The 19,626-nt window shown below is 37.6% G+C and carries 18 protein-coding genes and 1 riboswitch; of the genes, 8 read left to right on the top strand and 10 right to left on the bottom strand.

All coding sequences use genetic code 11. From position 1 onward, the window contains the following. Positions 1-69 precede the first annotated feature (69 nt). The gene (locus tag AC0JIQ_RS02885) at positions 70-945 is read left to right on the top strand and encodes a metal-dependent hydrolase (RefSeq protein WP_005214379.1); all 876 of its coding nucleotides are present in this window, start codon (positions 70-72) and stop codon (positions 943-945) included. 58 nt (positions 946-1,003) lie between these two features. Here the strand turns inward: AC0JIQ_RS02885 and AC0JIQ_RS02880 are convergent, their stop codons facing one another. The 5 genes from AC0JIQ_RS02880 to AC0JIQ_RS02860 all read right to left on the bottom strand — a co-directional run bounded on the left by AC0JIQ_RS02880 (position 1,004) and on the right by AC0JIQ_RS02860 (position 5,796). Further along, positions 1,004-1,399 carry a hypothetical protein gene (locus AC0JIQ_RS02880; RefSeq protein WP_474202577.1) on the bottom strand — a complete coding sequence of 132 codons (396 nt, stop codon included), beginning with the start codon at positions 1,397-1,399 and terminating at the stop codon, positions 1,004-1,006. Between the two features lie 225 nt (positions 1,400-1,624). Further along, positions 1,625-2,620, bottom strand: coding sequence for a DUF2804 domain-containing protein (locus AC0JIQ_RS02875; RefSeq protein WP_474202576.1), 996 nt, complete (start codon positions 2,618-2,620; stop codon positions 1,625-1,627). A gap of 18 nt (positions 2,621-2,638) precedes the next feature. After that, positions 2,639-3,664, bottom strand: a complete 1,026-nt coding sequence (locus AC0JIQ_RS02870) for a GGDEF domain-containing protein (RefSeq protein ID WP_227505859.1) — start codon at positions 3,662-3,664, stop codon at positions 2,639-2,641. Positions 3,665-3,911: 247 nt separating this feature from the next. Further along, on the bottom strand, positions 3,912-5,156 hold the full coding sequence (trpB, locus tag AC0JIQ_RS02865) for a tryptophan synthase subunit beta (protein WP_241307068.1): 1,245 nt from the start codon (positions 5,154-5,156) through the stop codon (positions 3,912-3,914). Then, positions 5,137-5,796 (bottom strand): phosphoribosylanthranilate isomerase, encoded by a 660-nt coding sequence (locus AC0JIQ_RS02860; protein WP_474202575.1) that lies wholly within the window; start codon positions 5,794-5,796, stop codon positions 5,137-5,139. Before AC0JIQ_RS02860 ends, trpB begins: the two co-directional genes overlap by 20 nt. Before the next feature lie 117 nt (positions 5,797-5,913). Continuing rightward, a riboswitch (cobalamin riboswitch) is annotated at positions 5,914-6,126 on the top strand. A 37-nt stretch (positions 6,127-6,163) separates the two neighbouring features. On the opposite strand from AC0JIQ_RS02860, the gene AC0JIQ_RS02855 reads away from it, so the two are divergent. From AC0JIQ_RS02855 to AC0JIQ_RS02845, 3 genes are all read left to right on the top strand, one after another. Further along, positions 6,164-8,023 (top strand): TonB-dependent receptor plug domain-containing protein, encoded by a 1,860-nt coding sequence (locus AC0JIQ_RS02855; protein ID WP_474202574.1) that lies wholly within the window; start codon positions 6,164-6,166, stop codon positions 8,021-8,023. Positions 8,024-8,117: 94 nt separating this feature from the next. Beyond that, on the top strand, positions 8,118-8,705 hold the full coding sequence (locus AC0JIQ_RS02850) for a cob(I)yrinic acid a,c-diamide adenosyltransferase (RefSeq protein ID WP_474202573.1): 588 nt from the start codon (positions 8,118-8,120) through the stop codon (positions 8,703-8,705). 20 nt (positions 8,706-8,725) lie between these two features. After that, entirely contained in the window at positions 8,726-9,445 is a 720-nt protein-coding gene (locus AC0JIQ_RS02845) for a glycerophosphodiester phosphodiesterase (RefSeq protein ID WP_474202572.1), read from the top strand. Positions 9,446-9,474: 29 nt separating this feature from the next. Here the strand turns inward: AC0JIQ_RS02845 and AC0JIQ_RS02840 are convergent, their stop codons facing one another. Beyond that, a complete protein-coding gene (locus AC0JIQ_RS02840; protein ID WP_474202571.1) occupies positions 9,475-10,002 on the bottom strand; it encodes an META domain-containing protein in 528 nt (175 codons plus the stop codon). A gap of 211 nt (positions 10,003-10,213) precedes the next feature. On the opposite strand from AC0JIQ_RS02840, the gene AC0JIQ_RS02835 reads away from it, so the two are divergent. From AC0JIQ_RS02835 to AC0JIQ_RS02820, 4 genes are all read left to right on the top strand, one after another. After that, positions 10,214-11,383, top strand: coding sequence for an acyl-CoA desaturase (locus AC0JIQ_RS02835; RefSeq protein ID WP_005214393.1), 1,170 nt, complete (start codon positions 10,214-10,216; stop codon positions 11,381-11,383). A 136-nt stretch (positions 11,384-11,519) separates the two neighbouring features. After that, entirely contained in the window at positions 11,520-12,962 is a 1,443-nt protein-coding gene (locus AC0JIQ_RS02830; RefSeq protein WP_474202570.1) for a protein adenylyltransferase SelO, read from the top strand. A 10-nt stretch (positions 12,963-12,972) separates the two neighbouring features. Beyond that, complete coding sequence (locus AC0JIQ_RS02825; protein ID WP_474202569.1) at positions 12,973-13,554, top strand: L,D-transpeptidase family protein; 582 nt, start codon at positions 12,973-12,975, stop codon at positions 13,552-13,554. Positions 13,555-13,628: 74 nt separating this feature from the next. Next, complete coding sequence (locus AC0JIQ_RS02820; RefSeq protein ID WP_474202568.1) at positions 13,629-14,489, top strand: hypothetical protein; 861 nt, start codon at positions 13,629-13,631, stop codon at positions 14,487-14,489. Between the two features lie 3 nt (positions 14,490-14,492). Here AC0JIQ_RS02820 and AC0JIQ_RS02815 read toward each other — a convergent pair whose 3' ends face one another. From AC0JIQ_RS02815 to baeS, 4 genes are all read right to left on the bottom strand, one after another. Beyond that, positions 14,493-15,566, bottom strand: a complete 1,074-nt coding sequence (locus AC0JIQ_RS02815) for a hypothetical protein (RefSeq protein WP_474202567.1) — start codon at positions 15,564-15,566, stop codon at positions 14,493-14,495. Positions 15,567-15,604: 38 nt separating this feature from the next. Continuing rightward, entirely contained in the window at positions 15,605-16,993 is a 1,389-nt protein-coding gene (locus AC0JIQ_RS02810; protein ID WP_474202566.1) for a hypothetical protein, read from the bottom strand. A gap of 160 nt (positions 16,994-17,153) precedes the next feature. Beyond that, a complete protein-coding gene (locus tag AC0JIQ_RS02805) occupies positions 17,154-17,840 on the bottom strand; it encodes a response regulator (protein WP_004664800.1) in 687 nt (228 codons plus the stop codon). A gap of 45 nt (positions 17,841-17,885) precedes the next feature. After that, positions 17,886-19,556: a sensor histidine kinase efflux regulator BaeS gene (baeS, locus tag AC0JIQ_RS02800; protein WP_474202565.1), complete on the bottom strand. Its 1,671-nt coding sequence runs from the start codon at positions 19,554-19,556 to the stop codon at positions 17,886-17,888. Positions 19,557-19,626: the final 70 nt, after the last annotated feature.

The raw sequence follows: 19,626 nt of genomic DNA, 5'->3' as shown, positions 1-19,626 counted from the left end.
ACTGTCAAAACATTTCATCGGACTTTTTCCATACTGAGTTCATGAAGAAAAGACAAGGAATAGCAAAAAATGAATGCACACGTTTCCTATCAAGTTGAGCCAGTTGTTAGAACAAAACTAGATTTCCATTTAGATCAGGCACCACGTTTTTGGTTTGGTGGTGATCCATTTCGTACTCGTATGTTTGATGCATTAAGCCTAACCTTCCCTGATGGCGAACGCTATTTTATTGAATGTGTGCGTTTATTCCGTGACAAAATTAATGATCCTGATTTGCAAGAGCGTGTGGCTGATTTTATTCGTCAGGAAGCACAGCATGGTATTGCACATGACAAAATGAATCAGATCATGAAAGAACAAGGTATGCCTGTTGATCAGTTCACTGCTCGGTTGAAAAAGATTTTTAGATTTGAATTAAAAAACCGTTCAGCTCAATACAACATTGCCATGACCGCAGCCGCAGAGCATTTAACTGCGTTAATGGCAGATACTTTTTATAGTAAAAAAGAGACTTTAGCGGAGGCAGATCCATTTGTTCGTGCGCTATTCGCTTGGCATGCGATTGAAGAAATGGAACATCGTGATGTTGCTTTTGATGTAATGAAGCAAGTCGGTGATGTACCGGAAGCCACTCGACGTTTTGCACTGCTCTTCACCACTGTCATGATGTTTGGTTTTACTTTGTATCGTACGGATGTAATGCTAAAAACTGACGGTTTTAATTTAAGACAACGTTTTGATATGGCACGTAAAGGTTTACCTTGGTTCTTTGGTCGAAACGGAATTTTGACTGCGAAAAGAGCACAATATAGCGACTGGTTTAAAAAAGATTTCCATCCGAATCAGCATCCAGTGATTCGTCAGTACGATGTCTGGATTGATACTTTGGCCAAGACCAATGATCCGATTGCTGCGGGTGAAGCATTCTGGCAAGCAGGGCTTTAGTCCACTTTAAATAAAAACTTCAATGCTCTACCACAAGGTGGTGGAGCAAGGTAATTTATTAATTTTCAACATGTTTTAAAGCAGCTTCACGAACAAACCTTATTGGATCATTGGTAAGCGTTTTCAGAATATAAATTGGCGATTTTTTATTACATGCTATTCTATGACGAACTTCCTCACTACTATCTCGAGATAATAAATCAAACAACTCTGGGCTAAGCTTTCTCTTCATAGCAACTGCCGCTCGGACAGATTCATTTTCATCTCTTGCTAGAATTTCTAATATATTTAATGGCACAGTTTTATTATATGCAACCCACTCTCTCATTTCTGAAAATCTATAAATGACATCTATCCAAACAAGGTCAGAAGCATCTTCAGAGGCTGCTCGTATATATTCGTCACGTGTTTCACTATTTCGAAGTAAAATAAATTCCTCTGCTGAGTTAATCATTTAAAAATTACCACTCTTTAACTCTCTCTATGAAATAAAAATCTCAATATTATCTTTATACATTCCAACTTATGAATAATAAAAATACATAACTGAATATTACCCCGTTCTAACATTGTATTATGAGGTCTTGTGAAACAATACTCCACATGGTTAATATTTATACCTACAACCTTATCTCACTATGGCATATTTAATACAAGAAACAGACTCATATTCTAATAATCACCACTTCGCATAATGCTGTTCTAATAATCCATATTCGTTATTCAACATCACCAGTTCAACATTTTCATGTTCAATCGTACCGCTGACTTTCGCTTGCCATTGATTAAACTGACTACCGATCAAACGTAAGTTAATATTTTCAAAACGACACCAACCTGTTTCAACTAGTAAATTCAATCGCTCATCCAAAGAACGTATTGCCCAACAATTTTCATTTTGTTGCTCAAATAAAATATCAGTGAGTGGATATAAACGACCATCAACCCACAACGCATTTTCATTACCAAAACTTTCATTGACACCTGATGCGAGATTCAAGCCAATACGGCGATCATTTGCATCACGGAACTGACAAGACAACCAAAACCAAGCGGTTTCAGGTCGTAAAAAACCACAAGTATCATCGAGTGCAGCGAGACTATGTGCATTGAACTCGATCTGCTGTTGATCTGGGCTAATGAAAAAGCCTTCTACAGCCAAAGTGGTTTGTTTTTGCGTATATGTCCAGCCATTAATCCCTGTTGGACTACATAAACTGAGTGCATCCGTACCTGCACAGAAAATACGTGCTTTCAGTTGTACTTCGCCATGTTTGGTTACTTGGATATAACGCACACCATTGGCGTGTTGCATATCAAATTGATAAGCCGATTTTTTAAAATAGCTTTGACTAAATAAAGGTTGTTCATCGAGTTGGGTTTTCAACGCCAATGGCTGAATCGCATTCCATTCGATTACTTTTTTAGAAAGATGATCATAAACATAGAAAAAGCCATGCCCTGCCCATGATAGATCGACAATTGCAATACCAATGCTGTAATGCTCATGTTGTAAACCACAGAATTTAAATTTCTTATATTTAAGCTGCTTGCGCCAGCCTTTTAGTACTTGGCCATAAGGCGTTTTATAAATATAGTCGTCCAAATTAATTTGTGAAGGTATTTGATCAAAACGCCCATAACGAGGCTGACCATTTTTCTGTATCAATTTCACAAGATTTCCCCAACTCAATTATAACGTAAATGCCGTTCTGACCTGATTTTTACCATTGTGTTTCGCCTCGTACAACGCCTTATCTGCTTGCTCAAACAAGCCTGTATAATCAAAACCACTAAAAGCTGTACTACTTACCCCAAAACACGCCTTGATATAAAGCATTTCATTTTCTTTCACTTCAACTGCGGTCTGCTCTAATGCTTTACGACATACCTCTGCCACCAACACTGCATTTTCAATAGAAGTAAATGGTAATAAAATGACAAATTCCTCACCACCATAACGTCCAATCACATCACTGGCTCGTAAATTTTTTCGCAGTATATTTGCGACATGTTTTAAAACCAAATCTCCTTGATGATGTCCATATTGATCATTAATATTTTTAAAATTATCAATATCCACCATAATCAACGATGTTTCTCGATGGGTAATTTGTGCCTGTTGCATCTGTAAATCAATAATTTGATTCACCCCACGACGATTAAGCAAACTTGTCAACTCATCGGTACAGCTTAGCTTTTGTATTTTTGAATTATATCTGCGCCAACGCTCTACACTAATATCAAATAAAGTAATCGTAAATGCTGCATATAATGTTGTATAAAACATGGAATAAATAATCTGAGCATTTTGCACATCTTTATGCATCAAGGTATAAGGTTTATACGCAATTGCATAATCCAAATACCCAGCAACCGTTAGTCCTGCTAAAAGATAATATACAATGACGTAAGAAATTAGACCGAAATAGACAACAAAACGAGGAAATAACAATAATGCCGTGAAGGCAATCCCCATAAAAATAATTCCATTGAGAATATTGAGCAAACCAACACCAATCGGCAAGCCTAACAATGAAAATGGGTAATAAACAGATAAAAATAATACATAATAAATATGGGTATTTGGCTTATTTTTAATAAAAAAGCCAAACAGAATTAAAAATGCATTTAAAACAAATATACTAGGATACAACCACAGAAATTTAGTTAATAACTCAGTATTTGCTAAAGGATGATACATATATTTTATTTGCATAAAATAGATGACCACAGCTGTAAAACTAGCATAAAGTAATATAGATTGGGATTTTTTAACTAAATCCCAATCCAAAATGACAAGAAAAGCTTTACTTATATATATGGGTAAGGAGTATTTCATCCTCCGTAATCCTGTATGATTATTGTCGTGTTATACATCCATGTACAACCTGTAACAACATAATAAATATCAATGTTGTTTAGGTACACTATTCATAATAATACTATCATACAAATATTCGATATTATAAGTCGACCATCGGAATACCATCAATTTTTGCAACCGTCATTAAGTCTTTATCACCACGACCTGAAACTGTTGCAATAATGATTTGATCTTTCGACATTGTTGGGGCAAGTTTAGTGACATAAGCCATCGCATGTGAACTTTCAAGTGCAGGAATGATGCCTTCAATCTGAGTTAAATCACGGAAGCCTTGTAAGGCTTCATCATCTTTAATTGGAACATATTCAACACGATGCATATCTTTTAAGAAACTATGCTCTGGACCAACACCTGGATAATCCAAACCTGCTGAAATACTATGTGTTTCAATAATCTGACCTTGCTCATCCGACATGAGGTAAGTACGGTTACCATGTAATACACCCACATGCCCTGCATTTAATGGTGCAGAGTGCTTACCTGTTTCAATACCGTAGCCTGCAGCTTCAACACCGTACATTTTCACATCTTGGTCATTCAAGAATGGATAGAACAAGCCCATTGCATTTGAACCTCCGCCAACACAAGCAACCAAGGCATCAGGTAAACGCCCTGCTTGTGCTTGGATTTGTTGACGTGCTTCACGACCAATGATTGATTGAAAATCACGAACGAGTTGTGGATATGGATGCGGACCAGCAACCGTACCAATGACATAATAAGTCGTATCAACATTGGTGACCCAATCACGCATTGCTTCGTTCATAGCATCTTTTAATGTTTTTGAACCACTTTGCACAGGAACTACAGTCGCCCCAAGTAAACGCATACGATATACATTCATGGCCTGACGTTTTACGTCTTCAGCACCCATGTACACCACACATTCCATACCCAAACGTGCTGCAATGGTAGCCGTCGCTACACCGTGTTGACCTGCTCCTGTTTCTGCGATGATGCGCTTCTTACCTGATAGCTTTGCCAATAAAGCCTGACCAATGGTGTTGTTGACCTTATGTGAACCTGTATGGTTCAAGTCTTCACGTTTCAGGTAAATTTGCGCACCGCCGAGGTGCTGAGACCATCGCTCAGCATAATAAAGTGGACTTGGACGACCAACATAAAACGCAAGATCACGGTCAAACTCTGCTAAAAACTGAGCATCATTTTTCATACGACCATAAAGACTTTCTAAGTCTTCAAGTGCAGCCATAAGCGTTTCTGACACAAAACGCCCACCATGAATACCAAAATGCCCCTGAGCATCTGGAAACTGGGTGTAGTCAATCGCCTGATTTTGTTGACTAAGGTTTTGCTGATCCACGTTGGACTCCTTGCATAAATTTTTCAATGAGTTGTTGGTCTTTTATACCTTTAGCGGACTCTACGCCTCCGCTGACATCCACAGCAAAAGATGCTGTAGTATCAATAGCGTCACTCACATTTTCAGGGGTTAAGCCCCCTGCCAAGATTAGTGGAATATCAAGTTTTGGAAATTTATTCCAATCGAAACAGTGGCCTGTTCCACCTTTTAAATCAGGATGCCACGCATCAAGTAGAACCGCACTGGCTCCCACAGCTTGATAGCGTTGAATTTCGGTCAAAATGTCTAAATCGGGTTTAACCTGAATGGCTTTGTACCAACGGCGTTTGCAATGCAACGCAATTTGTTGGCATTGTTCAGGTGTTTCATCACCATGTAGTTGTAATACATCCAACGGAACTGAATCAAGCACTGTTTGGATTTCTTCTGCGCTTGCATTTACAAATAAACCGACCAACTGAACATAAGCGGGTACTGAGCTTGCCAAGATTTGCGCTTGTTCAATACTGACATGACGTGGGCTTGGGGGAAAGAATACAAAACCAATCGCATCTGCTCCTGCTTGCACAACAGCATCAATATCTTGAGTCCGAGTGATTCCACAAATTTTGGCACGAGTTCGGAGTTGGGTTTGGCGCATTTGATGTCCAATTTGAGATGACTATTTACTACTCTCACATTGTAAAGCAATTTGACATACTTTGGTCAAAGTTCATTTCCAAATGCAATTGTTTAAAAAACGTTAACACTCTATACTTCGCATCATCTCGCAACAAGTCTAAAGCAAATTCTTTTGCTTATAGGGAAGTTGGTGTAAGTCCAACACTGCCCTCGCAACGGTAACACCGAATTATTAATCTCAGCTAAACGCCAAATCACTGCATCTGAATGATGTGGGAAGATGATTAATAGCATCGTCCTTGTGATGATATAGTGAAGTCCGGAGACCTGCTTGTTGTTTATTTCCACTTTAACATTCACGATGGGTGAATGTCTGGAGCGACATCATGTCTACTATTTTTCAACCGACACGTTTAGTTGGTGCTATCGCTATTGCGATGGGGTTTTCTTCAACTACTTTTGCTCAAGATCAATCAAACGATAAAACTGCGACGCTAGATACAATTGTTGTAACGGCATCTCGTACTGAACAAAAAATTAGCGAAGTTCCAGCACGTATTAATATTATTGAACCAAAAATTCTTGAGCAATCTCCAATTGCATCATTACCGCAATTGCTTCAAACAGATGCTTCGATCAATATGGTACAAAGCGGTGGCTATGGACAAGCTGCATCTATCTTCTTACGTGGTGGTAATTCAAACCAAACGCTTGTTTTAAGAGATGGCGTCCGTCTAAATTCAAATACTTCTGGTACAGCATCATTACCATTTATTGATACAACTGATATTAAGCAGATCGAAGTATTAAAAGGTCCTGCATCAGTTTTATATGGTACTGATGCAATCTCAGGTGTAGTTCAATTGATTTCTAAAACACCAGAGAAAACCGCTGCTTTTGTAACAGGTGAAATTGGTGAAAATAAAACTTATAAATCTGTAGTCGGTGCAGATCTGGCTGAAAATGGTTTCTATGCACAGATTCGCGGTCAACGCCTTGAAACTGATGGAACACCTGTCAAAGATATAAAAAATGCAGCCGATGCCTCATTTGATCAAAAAGGCTATAGTGCAAAAATTGGTGTAGAAAAAGAACAGTACGCAGCTTCTGTTGATTATAGTGAGAACCAAGGTTATAGCGATTACGATAGCTCTGGCAAACTCGTTTCTCAAGATTTTAAAAATGAAATCATTAACATTAAAGGACGTTTAAATATTCTTGAGAATTTAGCTCTACATGCCCGTTTTTCTCAATTCAAAGATGAAATAGATCAAAATAATTCAACAGATTTTGTCCACAGTAAAACGCAAGAATCTGAAATCTATGGTCAATGGGGCTTTACACCAAATCAAAAGCTTCTAGTTGGTGCAACACATCGAAATATTGATGGTGATGTGATCTCCTATGGCACACCATATCAAGAAGATATTGATTCAACAGGTTATTATATCCAACACAAATATGATCAAGCAGGATTAAACACTCAGGTTGGTATCCGTGTAGAAGACAATGAAAAATTCGGCACACATACTGTTGCTCAAGGATCTGCTCGTTATCAAGTGCTACCCTTAACCAGTGTTTATGCAAATATCGGTTCAGCATTTAAAGCACCAACTTTAAATGATATGTATGCTTTTGGTGGAAATCCTGACCTGAAACCAGAAGAAAGTATTTCTTATGAAGTGGGTCTGGATCAAAAACTTAACTATGGTTTATCTACAGGTTTATCTATATATCAAACCAAGGTTAAAAATCTGATTTCATCTGAATGTGTTGCCGTATGTGATGGTGACGGGGAAACAACATTCCCTGTCTACCAAAACATCAATATTGCTGAAGCTAAAATCGAAGGTGCTGAAAGTTATATTAAATGGCAAGGTGATAATCTTTACCTAAATTTAGGTTATCAATATGTTCGTGCGAAAGACAAAAAAAATAACGAAGATTTAAGTCGTCGTCCTCGTCAATCCGCATCTCTCACGGCAGGATGGGCTGATGCAACTTATGGCATTTCAACCACAGTGATTGCAAAAAGTAATAGTGACAATAGTGGATATGATACCGTACAAATTCCAGGTTTTACACGTATCGACTTTAATGCATATTACAATGTAAACCCGAACATTAAACTCTTTACCAATATTCAAAATGTAGGCGATAAACAATATCGTACCGCTTTTGGTAGTGGTAGTTACTACATCAACGGTGGTCGCCTTGCATCTATGGGTGTGACTTTCCGTTATTAATCGTGCAATCTAGACAATAAAATATTTTCTTAACTCCAATTTCGGGGTAATGTTCTGACCGACATTATCCCCTTTTTATTTGTAGGACAGCTCCATGGGACATCGTTTAAGTAAAATCTATACGCGCACAGGCGATTCCGGTACAACAGGTCTTGGGGATGGCTCACGTGTCGCTAAAGATGACTTACGAATTAATGCGCTAGGTGATGTAGATGAACTCAATGCCACGATTGGCGTATTAAGAGCACAAATCAGCGCATCTCAAATTGAAAATAAAGCTGATTGGGATAAAAGTTTAAGCTTGATTCAACATTGGTTATTTGATTTAGGCGGTGAGGTTTGTATTCCGAACTATCATTTACTCCAACCAATTTGTATCGAGTTTCTCGAAAAAGAAATTGATCACATGAATGAATCTCTGCCAATGCTCAAAGAGTTTATCTTGCCTTCGGGTAGCCTAGCATGTAGTTATGCACATCAAGCTCGTGCTGTATGCCGCCGCGCAGAACGCACTTTGATGTCAGTGCACAATCGTGATCAAAATATTCAATCTACTGCATTACAACTCTTGAACCGTTTATCCGACTGGTTATTTGTTGCCTCACGTGCTTTGCAACGTGCAGAAGGCGGTAGTGAAGTACTTTGGCAAAAAAACATTAATGATAGTATTGATCAAGCATAATTATTTTAAGGTAAATCAAAATGCGAATCATCGGTCATCGTGGTGCACGTGGCGAAGCTCCTGAGAATACTTTAGGAGGCTTCCGTTACCTGCATGATTTAGGTGTACGTGCAGTTGAGTTTGATGTGCGCCAACTCAAAGATGACCAATTGGTGGTGATTCATGATGATGATTTTGTTCGTACTACGGGTAAATCACATCATGTTGAAAGCTGTAATTTACACGAGGCTCAGCAATTCGATCATCGCCATCAATGGCAGGCGTGGGGATTTGAAGAATACACTCCTAGCCTGCCCCATGTAATGGGTTGTTTAACTGATTTTGAACATATTGAAGTTGAAATTAAAGCAGTTATAGATGAAGCAGCGGCTGAGCGTTTAATTCTACAATTACACCAAGATTTAGTCGGCTTTGAACAAACTGCCACAATTACGAGTTTTGATGTAAAAATTTTAGCGGCATTACAACAACATCAAAGTCATTTTAAACGTGGTCTGTTGGTTGAAATTCCAATTGGGGAATACGCAATCGAGCTTGCTCAACAATATGAGTGCGACCAAATTGGTTGGAAAGATCAACTGGCAACCGATCAAATCATTCAGTTTACACAGCAAGCCGAACTTGCTGTGAGTGTTTGGACAGTTAATGACGTTGAACGTGCCAAAAATCTACAACAATTGGGCATTCAAGGGTTAATCACTGATTTCCCGAGCACCATGTTGCAACATCTAACTTTATAAAAGTATGGAATTTATTCCGACAACTAATTCTATTTTTTAGATTGCGCCTGAATTAAACGCTGCCCTTTTGCATCTAATAAATACAAATTCGTCCCTTCAATTTGGAAACGTTCAATCCGCTGCATCGCATCCATCAAGTCTGCTTCTTGTGCTAATGCTTTATCACAACTAAAGTGCTGCGCTCTCACATCAAAACTCATTTTCCTTTGGCTAAGATCATATTGATAACTTCCATAAATGTTATTGCAGCCCGTATGACCTGAAATGGTTTTAGTCACTGAATTCAGCATAAAACTTGGGTATTGATTGAAGAATAAAGCACGTTTATTTTGAATCATGGTAATTTGCCAATTCACATCTTGAATGCCATCGTTGCTTTTACGAACTTGCATAGGAGGCAATTCACTTACACGTTTGGGATGTAAGCTATTTTTAGCGATCTGTGTCGGTTGACTTTGGCATGCCGTAAGTAGCAAAGCACAAGATAATATTAAAGTTTTGTGAAAAAACTTATTCAAAGAATAAATTGTATTTTTCACGCTTATTTGTTCTGACATTGATTTATTTCGCCTTTTAATTTATTGATTAATTCAACAAACGAATTCTGTTACTGTTCTTTCAGTACAACTGTAGAATAATACTAGTGTTATCTAATCTGAGCATGCTAATATCGAGCATAAAATAGCAATATATCGTCATGATTGGTTTTGCTATCTCGTTTGGTTTTTATATCTTGTGTAAACAAGGTTTTTAGGAGCGCTGACGGATATGACTTCCGCCCCACTCAAGAAAGCACCCATTAATTGGATTGCAATTTTCGCATTGGTATTTTTACCAGTTGTTGCACTCATTTCGATTCCAATTTATACCTATTATCATGACTTTAGTATGGGCGCATGGATTAGCATGTTTGTCTTACTAGGTGTAAGCAGTTTAGGTATCACTGCTGGCTATCATCGCTTATGGGCACACCGTGCTTATGAAGCAACCCTACCTTTAAAAATCATTCTTATGATTATGGGTACTTTTGCAGTTCAAAATAGTATCTTATTTTGGGCTTCAGGTCACCGTACCCATCACCGTCATGTTGATGATATCGATCAAGACCCTTATTCGATTAATAATGGATTCTGGTATGCACATATGGGTTGGATGTTACGTAACTACCCTGCTGCCGAACCAAATTATAAAAATGCACCTGATTTGTTAAATGACAAATTAGTCATGTTCCAAGATAAATATTATGTTCCTTTAGTTATTGCTGTCCATGCAGGTATTTTGTTGCCTGTTGGTTGGTTGGTTGGTGATATCTGGGGTGTATTACTTTTAGGTGGTTTAGTTCGTTTGTTCCTTAGCCACCATGTCACCTTCTTCATTAACTCTTTATGTCATATGTGGGGTAAACGCCCTTATACTGACGAAAATACCGCACGTGATAATTTTATCTTAGCAATTCTCACTTGGGGTGAGGGCTATCATAACTATCACCATATTTTCCAATACGATTACCGTAATGGTGTTAAATGGTGGCAATATGACCCTACAAAATGGTTAATTTGGACGAGTGCTAAGTTGGGCTTAGCGAAAAATTTACGTCGTATCCCAAGCTTTAATATCCAAAAAGCAGAACTTGCGATGAAGTTTAAATATGCTGAACAAGATCTCGCAATTTATGGTCACGATGTGAACACTGATATTGCTCAGATGAAACAACGTATTGCTCAAGAATATGAAGCTTTTACATTAACTCTAAACGATTGGGCGAAGTTGAAAGAGCAAGAGCTACAAGCAAAAAAAGCGGCAATGGCTGAAAAAATCCATCAAATGGATCATAAGCTTAAAGTCGATTTTCAACTGCTTGAACATCGCCTTGCACACCATCGTGAATGTTTAGAAACATTAGTGCGTAATATCAAAAAGGCACCAGTTTCAGAATAAAAAATACTCAATAAAATGGTCTCTTTAGAGGCCATTTTTTATGCCTATTTAAAGACTCAGTTCATAGCCACAATTCACTATTTTAGACCTATCTTTGTTATAGTCATCATTCAGCTTCTTGCCATGATATTGACCTATGCATTTCAATCCTCGCTATTCATCTCTCAATTCAAAGCTTTATCATCAACAGCAACCAAGTCCTTTACGTGGTGCAAAAGCAGGTCATTTCAATGATGCTTTGGCAAATGAGTTGCAATGGAGTGATGAAGACAAAGCCAATTGGGTCGAGATTTGTAGTGGGCAAAAAACTTTTGCTGAATTCACGCCATTGGCGATGGTGTATGCAGGTCATCAATTTGGTCAATGGGCAGGTCAATTAGGTGATGGACGTGGTTTATTAATTGGACAAATTCTAAATCAACATAGGCAAACCATTGATCTACACCTCAAGGGTGCTGGTTCCACGCCCTACTCTCGTATGGGTGACGGTCGTGCCGTGCTTCGTTCAGTTATTCGAGAATACTTGGCTGGCCATGCACTTAATGCGCTTGGCGTAGCATCTAGCCATGCCGTTGGTTTCACCACATCTACACAAGGTGTACAACGTGAAACTCTCGAACTTGGTGCAATGTTGTTACGCACTTCTGAATGTCACATTCGCCTCGGTCATTTTGAGTGGATCAATCAATATGCGCCTGAACTTTTAACTGAATTTACGCAAAAGTGTATCGAATGGCACTATCCAGAATGTTTAGAAGCTGAGAACCCTGTTCTGGCTTTCGCTAAAGCTGTCATTGAGCGTACAGCAATCATGATCGCCAAATGGCAATTAGTCGGTTTTGCGCATGGTGTAATGAATACCGATAATTTAAATATTACAGGCTCAACCTTGGATTTTGGTCCTTATGGATTTATGGAACGCTTTCGACCAAACTGGATTAATAACCACTCCGATTACCAAGGTCGCTATACCTATCAAAACCAACCGAGTATTGGACACTGGAATTTGTGGACATGGCTGAATAACCTGATTCCTTTAGCTAAGCCTGAGCATAAAGAACAATTCAAACAAGATTTAGCGACTTGCTTAGAACAATTTGAACCAATCTTTTTACATCATTATGGTCAAGGACTCTGCGAGAAGATGGGGCTCCCCCATTTTCATAAAGACAGTTTAGATTGTAGTTTTGCATTCTTGCGAATTTTACAAACGGAACAACTCGACTATACGCAAAGTTTTATTCGCCTACAGAACAAGGAATATAAAACCCTCCGTGATGACTGCTTAGATCTACGTCAGTTTGATGCTTTTCTCCATCAATATCAGGAGATTCGCAGAACTCAAGATATAGACGAGTTAGATCGAGTTATGCAAAGCGCTAATCCTCATTATATTTTACGCAACCACATGGCACAAAAAGCGATTGAACAAGCCGAACGTGGTGATTTTAGTGAAGTTGATCGTTTATTTAAGCTACTCAATCATCCTTATCAAAAACAGCCTGAGTTGGAAACTGAACAAGATACTGCACCTTTATCAAGTGATGTACCTGAAATTTCAGTAAGTTGTTCATCGTAGAAAATCAATGATGAAACTCAGGTTTGTAGTTGGATTTATAATACTAATTCTTTTCAGTGGACTGGCTTTTTATCAGTATGGAAAGTTTCTGCCTTCACACGTACCAACACACAAACCTCTTTCAGCACAAGTTATACAACAACTCAATCAAACTAAACCCGTGACTTCAATTGAAGTATTTAAAAACCAACGACTTCTACAATTGAAACATCAAGATGAAGTGATTCGAAGTTATCCGATTCGTTTAGGCTTTAACCCAATCGGGCATAAACAATTTGAAGGTGATGGCAAAACACCTGAAGGGACTTATTCAATCGACTGGCGTAATCCCCAAAGTGCTTATTATAAATCCTTGCATATTTCTTACCCGAATCAAAATGATCTTACTTTTGCCAAACAGCAGCATCAATCTACAGGTGGAGACGTTATGATTCATGGAACAGTGCCTACATGGGCAGCATCATTGCCTTCAAGTGCAACATATATGCCTCGTAAAGATTGGACTTTAGGCTGTATTGCTGTCACTAATTCAGATATGGATGAAATATGGGCACTCGTCTCCAATCATACAAAGATCAATATTTATCCATAATTTTTTAAAACTATCCACATTTTCTGTGGATAATGTTGTGGTTATCCACAGGATAAAATGAGATTTATAAAAAAATGTCCAAGCAACAAAGCTATAGTGAATACTTTTACTTCACCATTACCCAAGACAGTGAACAAAATGTTCAACAGATTGTTGAGCAATATCATCTTGATCGAATGTGTCGCTATGAAGCTTGGAATAAAGGTCAAATCAGTGATGATGGTAAACATCAATTTCAACAGATGTGTATCCGCTTCGATATTGATAAAAATTTAAATAATGTAGAGCAAATACAACATTGGTTTACGTATCTTGAAACCAACACCAATATATTACAGCTTCCCACATCATTTCATCTGACTTTGCATTTAGTTACGCATGGTGAAAATACGCAAGGTGCAGGATTTCATCTTAATATTGATCTATTACGGGAACTGAGCGAATTAAATGCTGGGTTTCATTTACATGGTTATTTAGATCAAGATGATGGACACGATTATCCATATGCCAAACCAATCGCAACAACAGAAGAATCAAGACCATGTAGTGAATATGCTTATTTCTGTCTTTGGTCTAAATTACCAGCAAATGAGTTACAACAATTATTTCTTGAATTAACTTTTGAAGTATATTTTGATCAGGGACTTAAATTAGAAACCAAACGACAATTAAAACATCGAAATTCATTACTTAAATTATGTTCTCGTTTAAATCGAGAAACAGTAAAACTGAATGAGCATATCAGTGATCTACTCGAACAATTACAACCTTATCAAAGTACCTTACAGCAATTTTTTTTTAATACCCAATATTCACTCGATATCAGCGCAACTGGGTATGTTGAAAATCCACATCATCGACTCATAAGTGCATCCAATATTCAACAGTTGTTTGCACTAAGTTTGAGTTTAGATATGGATTACTATTTTGCTTAATGTCTACCATTGATATTGCGCAAATAATTGTGCACCCATTCTCTTAGCCTGATTAGTATTTAGATTATCTGCAATATATTTCACACCAAAATAATCATGTTGAATTGATAACCCCAGGGCATGAGTCTGTGGTTCAAAATGGATTCCCCATTGCAACCCAGCATCCCAATAAGCATTGAGTTGCCAAAGACTATTATATTGATTACTGATTGAGCTTATACCTAACTGCCAAGCCTGATCCGACTGATAATTGAAATCAGTATAAATTTTAAATGGCAGTTTTTGAGTGTATTGATGGTGCTTACTAAATTGTCCGTGAATGTCAAAGCGGGGACGCTTATCTTGATCATAAGTAATCTGATATTGTGTATAAGGTGCATCTTGCCAATATAAATAAGCAATTGCATCCTGAATATTAATGTTTACTTTCCAGTGATTCGCAATTGTCCCTTGAAATGAAGTATCAAATGCAAAACCATAACCCTGATTTGCACGCTCATTCCACCCCATTTTATCTTCTTTTAGTGCTGGCTGATCATAACTATAGTCAATTTGGCCATTCAGCCATTTAACGCGATCCATGAGTTGCTTTTGATCAGTTGTTTGAGCCAAAGCATTAACTTGACCATCTACATAATGCCGCCCAATTAATGCAGTTGCACCCGTTGTTAAACTCCAGTTCGGACTCAACTGCCATGTATAGGCAAATCTAGAGCCGACAGTATCAACATGCTGCGCCTCAAGTTGTAAATTATATTGAGTACTGGCATCAATCAACTTTTCATTTTTGATCTGATAATATAATGTTGCAGTATCTGGACTAAAATGTAGGACATAATCATAACGCCAAATCCAGCTAAAATCCCATTGGCCCTGTTTAATACCCAACTGCATTAAACCATGAGCAAAAGCATTTTTTCCTGATTTAAAATGTGTATCATCCCAATCATCTGTAAATGCGTGAATCGACACAGGTTCACTATATATATTCGCCTGCACTTGATAATAGATTTTTTCTTGAGCATGGGAATAGAAAGGAATCAATATCCCGAATACAGCTAGACTTTTTTTGAGCATAAAAAAAGGGGATATTACTCCCCCTCTCCTTTTCATGATTATGGTGCAATCGCTTTAACAGTATTATCTGTGAATTTTGCAGAATATACGTTATCTGACACTTTACTCACTGTGCCATATGCGGTATTACCCACTTTAATCTGCGCTGATGAAAAATTATCAAGATCAGCAATTTCAACATATGCACCATTAGGATGAGACAATTTTGCCCAAACGACAGGTACAGCTGTTGTAATCAAATTATCAGTTTTAAAGTCAGCCGTAAGCACATCTTTATCTACAGTAATCTTAATCGTTGCTGTACCTTTCTGATACTCATTACGTTTAGCAGTTAAATCAACACTAAATGGTTTAATACTTGTACCACCACCTTTGACATTACCACTGAGTTTCACATTAAGATCTGCATTAATAAATGCTGCAGCAGATTCATTACCACCTGTAATATCAATTACTTTGGATAAATCATTATTTAATTTAATGCTTGCCTCTAAGTTCAGGTTTTCCGTTCCAGCAATAGCCTTACCTTTTAAGTTTAGCTCAGTAGGAATAATTTCTGTGGATGTGCTTAAACCATCTTTAAATTGAACTTGCGTCGCCTTACTTGAAAATTCAGTTAAACTCAACTCTGCGCCTGTACCTACAGCAGTCAATACAACATTCGCAAACTTAAATTGCGCAGTCTTAGGAACTTGATCACTAGAACGATCACCCAATTTTGCTGGATTGTTATAAACGACTTGAGCCGTACTATCACTATTTACTGCTAAAATTGCTTCTTTTTTACTCATAACATTCTTAGTGGCAATTTTCCCACCAGCAACCAATTTAAAATCGTAAGTTGATTGAGATGCCGAGAATGGTGCTTCTAATTTCAAATTGGTTACAGTTACGTTGGCTTCATCACCAAAAACATCATGACCTGTCTGAGTTTTATAGTCCCAAACATAATCTGTCCAATACTTAGCTGTAACACCACCTGTTACAGTCACTGAATTCGGTGTCACACTGACTTTAAGGGTATTATTACTCAACTGATAATCAGGATAGTAATATTCCCCATACGTTGAATCTTCTTTCAATAAGGCTTCTAACTGAGTTGCATTATATTCTTGGGTCGAACCATTTGCATCTTGCTGTGCCAATGAGGCCAAAGTCAAAATTAAACCACTCGCATTACCAGTATCCGTACCAGCATCACTAATTGCATCAAACGTTGGCTGATATTGTGATTGCAATCCATCAAAACTATCAAAATAAGAAATGATATTATTGGTTGTATCAATCAACTGTTTTGCTTTATTTAAATCTGAAACAGGAGCAACTGGATTACCATTATCAGTATTATTTGAAGAAGTACTACCACCTCCTCCACAAGCAACTAAAAATGTAGAACAAGCGAAAGCTAAAAATGTCTTTTTAAACATTTGACACCCCTTTTATAATAAAATTATTATCTAAATATTTTAAATTTAGGACTTAATAAAAGTCATATATTGACTTTGAACAAATAATAGCTACTTATAATTATAATGACAATTTATTATTTAATAAAAAGCCCTTTATTTACAAAAGGGCTTTTATATTTTACTCATCAGGATATTCAAAACGATAACCTACGCCATAAACCGCCTGAATCCATTCATGACGATTCCCTGTTTCAGCAGCTTCAGTAATTTTACGACGAAGATTTTTAATATGACTGTCAATTACACGATCTGCCACATCAAAGCTATCTGGATTAATATGATCTAACAATTGCGCTCGTGAATAGACTTGACCGAGATGCTCCAAGAATAATTCCAATAAACGGAATTCAGTCGGTGTTAAAGTTAATGCTTTTTGTTGATACCAAATACGTTGCTGTGCTTTATCGATACGAAATAAATCATTTTGATCAGGTTCTGCCTTACGCTCTAAACGACGTAAAACAGCTTGTACACGTGCAACCAACTCTTTCGGACTAAATGGTTTACAAATATAGTCATCTGCACCCATATTTAAGCCTAAAACACGATCAATTTCTTCAGTACGCGCAGTTACCATAATAATCGGTAAATCAGATTGTTCACGTACTTTACGGCAAATGGTTAAACCATCCATACGAGGAACCATCAAGTCTAAAATCATGAGACTTGGCTTACGTTGTTGAAACTGGGTATAAGCATCCTGACCATCATGAAACATACTGACTTCAAAACCAGCCGCTTCTAAATAATCACGAACCAACTGTGCAAGTTCAACTTCATCTTCAACCAACATAATATGTTTCATGGTTTTCATCCTATCTATCTTCCTCAAGCAAAGAGGATCAAAAAGTTATTTAATTAATTTTGGGAAAGTCAGTACACAACGCAATCCACCTAAAGGTGAATGATTAAAAGTAAGTGAACCACCTAAAGCCTGTGCAAGTTTACAAGACAAAGCCAAACCTAAACCTGTTCCGCCAGTGCTACGTGTGCGTGAATCATCCACACGATAAAAACGCTCGCCTAAACGCGCCAACTGCTCATCACTTACCCCAAATGGGCTATCATCCACATACAATATCCATTCATGCTCATTTTGTTGAGTATGAATCTGTATTTTCCCACCTTGTTCTGTGTAACGTACACAATTTCCAAGCAAGTTAACGATGATCTGTTTAAAACGATCTCGATCTAAAGATAGGCTTATTCCTTCGCCTGAAAGTGAAACATCAAACTGCTTTTGTTCAAATGCAGGTTTAAAATTCTCAACTTCTTGCAGTACCACATCCCATGGATTGACTTCAGCAAAATAGCATTTCAACTGCTGCGCATCTGCCTGTGCCAAATCAGCCAAATCTTTTGTTAGTTTCTTTAAACTACTCACTTGACGCATCATTGCATCAAGATGCTCGGGTGTTGCTTTACGAATTCCATCCTGCATTGCTTCAATCTGTGCTTGTAACACAGCCAAAGGCGTTTTTAATTCATGAGAAGTATCTGCGACCCATTGACGGCGCGATTCCTCATGTTGATGCAAAATATCAGCCAAATGATTCAGTTGATTAGATAAATCTCCCAATTCATCATTTCGCTTAATCACAACTTGATGTTGGTAATTTCCACGCGTTAACTCCAACGTCGCATTGAGCAAACGTTGAATTGGCTTTTTGAAATAAGCTGCCATTAACAATGCTGCCACCAAACTAGAAATCACGGTTAAGGCATAAACTAAAAGTAAATAACGCTTTTGATTACTAAAGAAATTGATACTTGATGCATCATCCTGATCCAATACGGGTTTTAAGCCGAGATAACCCACAACTTTTTGATCTACCAGAATTGGACGGTAGGCTATTTGATCAGTTGCAGGTTCGCCCACAATAAATTGGTGTTTTTCATCATATAAAGACAGTCTTGAACTTAAACCTAAACGATCTGGAATTGATACAAAACGCTTTTTAACGTGTTCAGATGATGAACTAGATTTGGTCTCTTGCTTGTCATCTTTCGCATCTTTCTTTAGTCGAAATTGGCTCGGACTCAAAGGAAAACGTAAGCCTTCAAAGGGTTGATATTCTGAGGGTAAATTTTGTTTAAGAATCTTTAATTCTTCATCATTAAAAATCTGACGATTTTTTATTTCGGTGTTGTTTTGAGCTAAAGTGGGTGAAAGCGTTAATAAGGTATGGTCATTAAAATAACGTTGTTGTAAGGCAATATCATACTGACGGCGTAACCACCACTGAGACAAGCGATCATAATCATCAGGTGCTGCGTTGCCTTCAATTTGTAAAATCTGCGCTTGAATGGCATTACCCCAGTCATGATAAACCGTATAAACATTACCTAGATTTGCAATCAAACGATCTAATTTTTGCATTTCCACATCAGCAACATAACGTGCGAAGTTCTTTTGCATGGTCCAATGCAATACCCCTAAACTGATTGTTGCAATCACTAAGGTAGTCAGTAATACCGTTAAAAATAAACGTATGGCTAAAGGCATGCGACGAACATTCAAAAGCGAAATCTCAATAGTGTTCTATTTATGGATTGTAACCAACATGGTTCAAAAAAACTCTCCATTCTTT

The organism is Acinetobacter sp. FB (assembly GCF_056033405.1).
The sequence above is the reverse complement of the archived record's forward strand: the minus strand, read 5'-3'. Positions and strand labels throughout refer to the sequence as shown.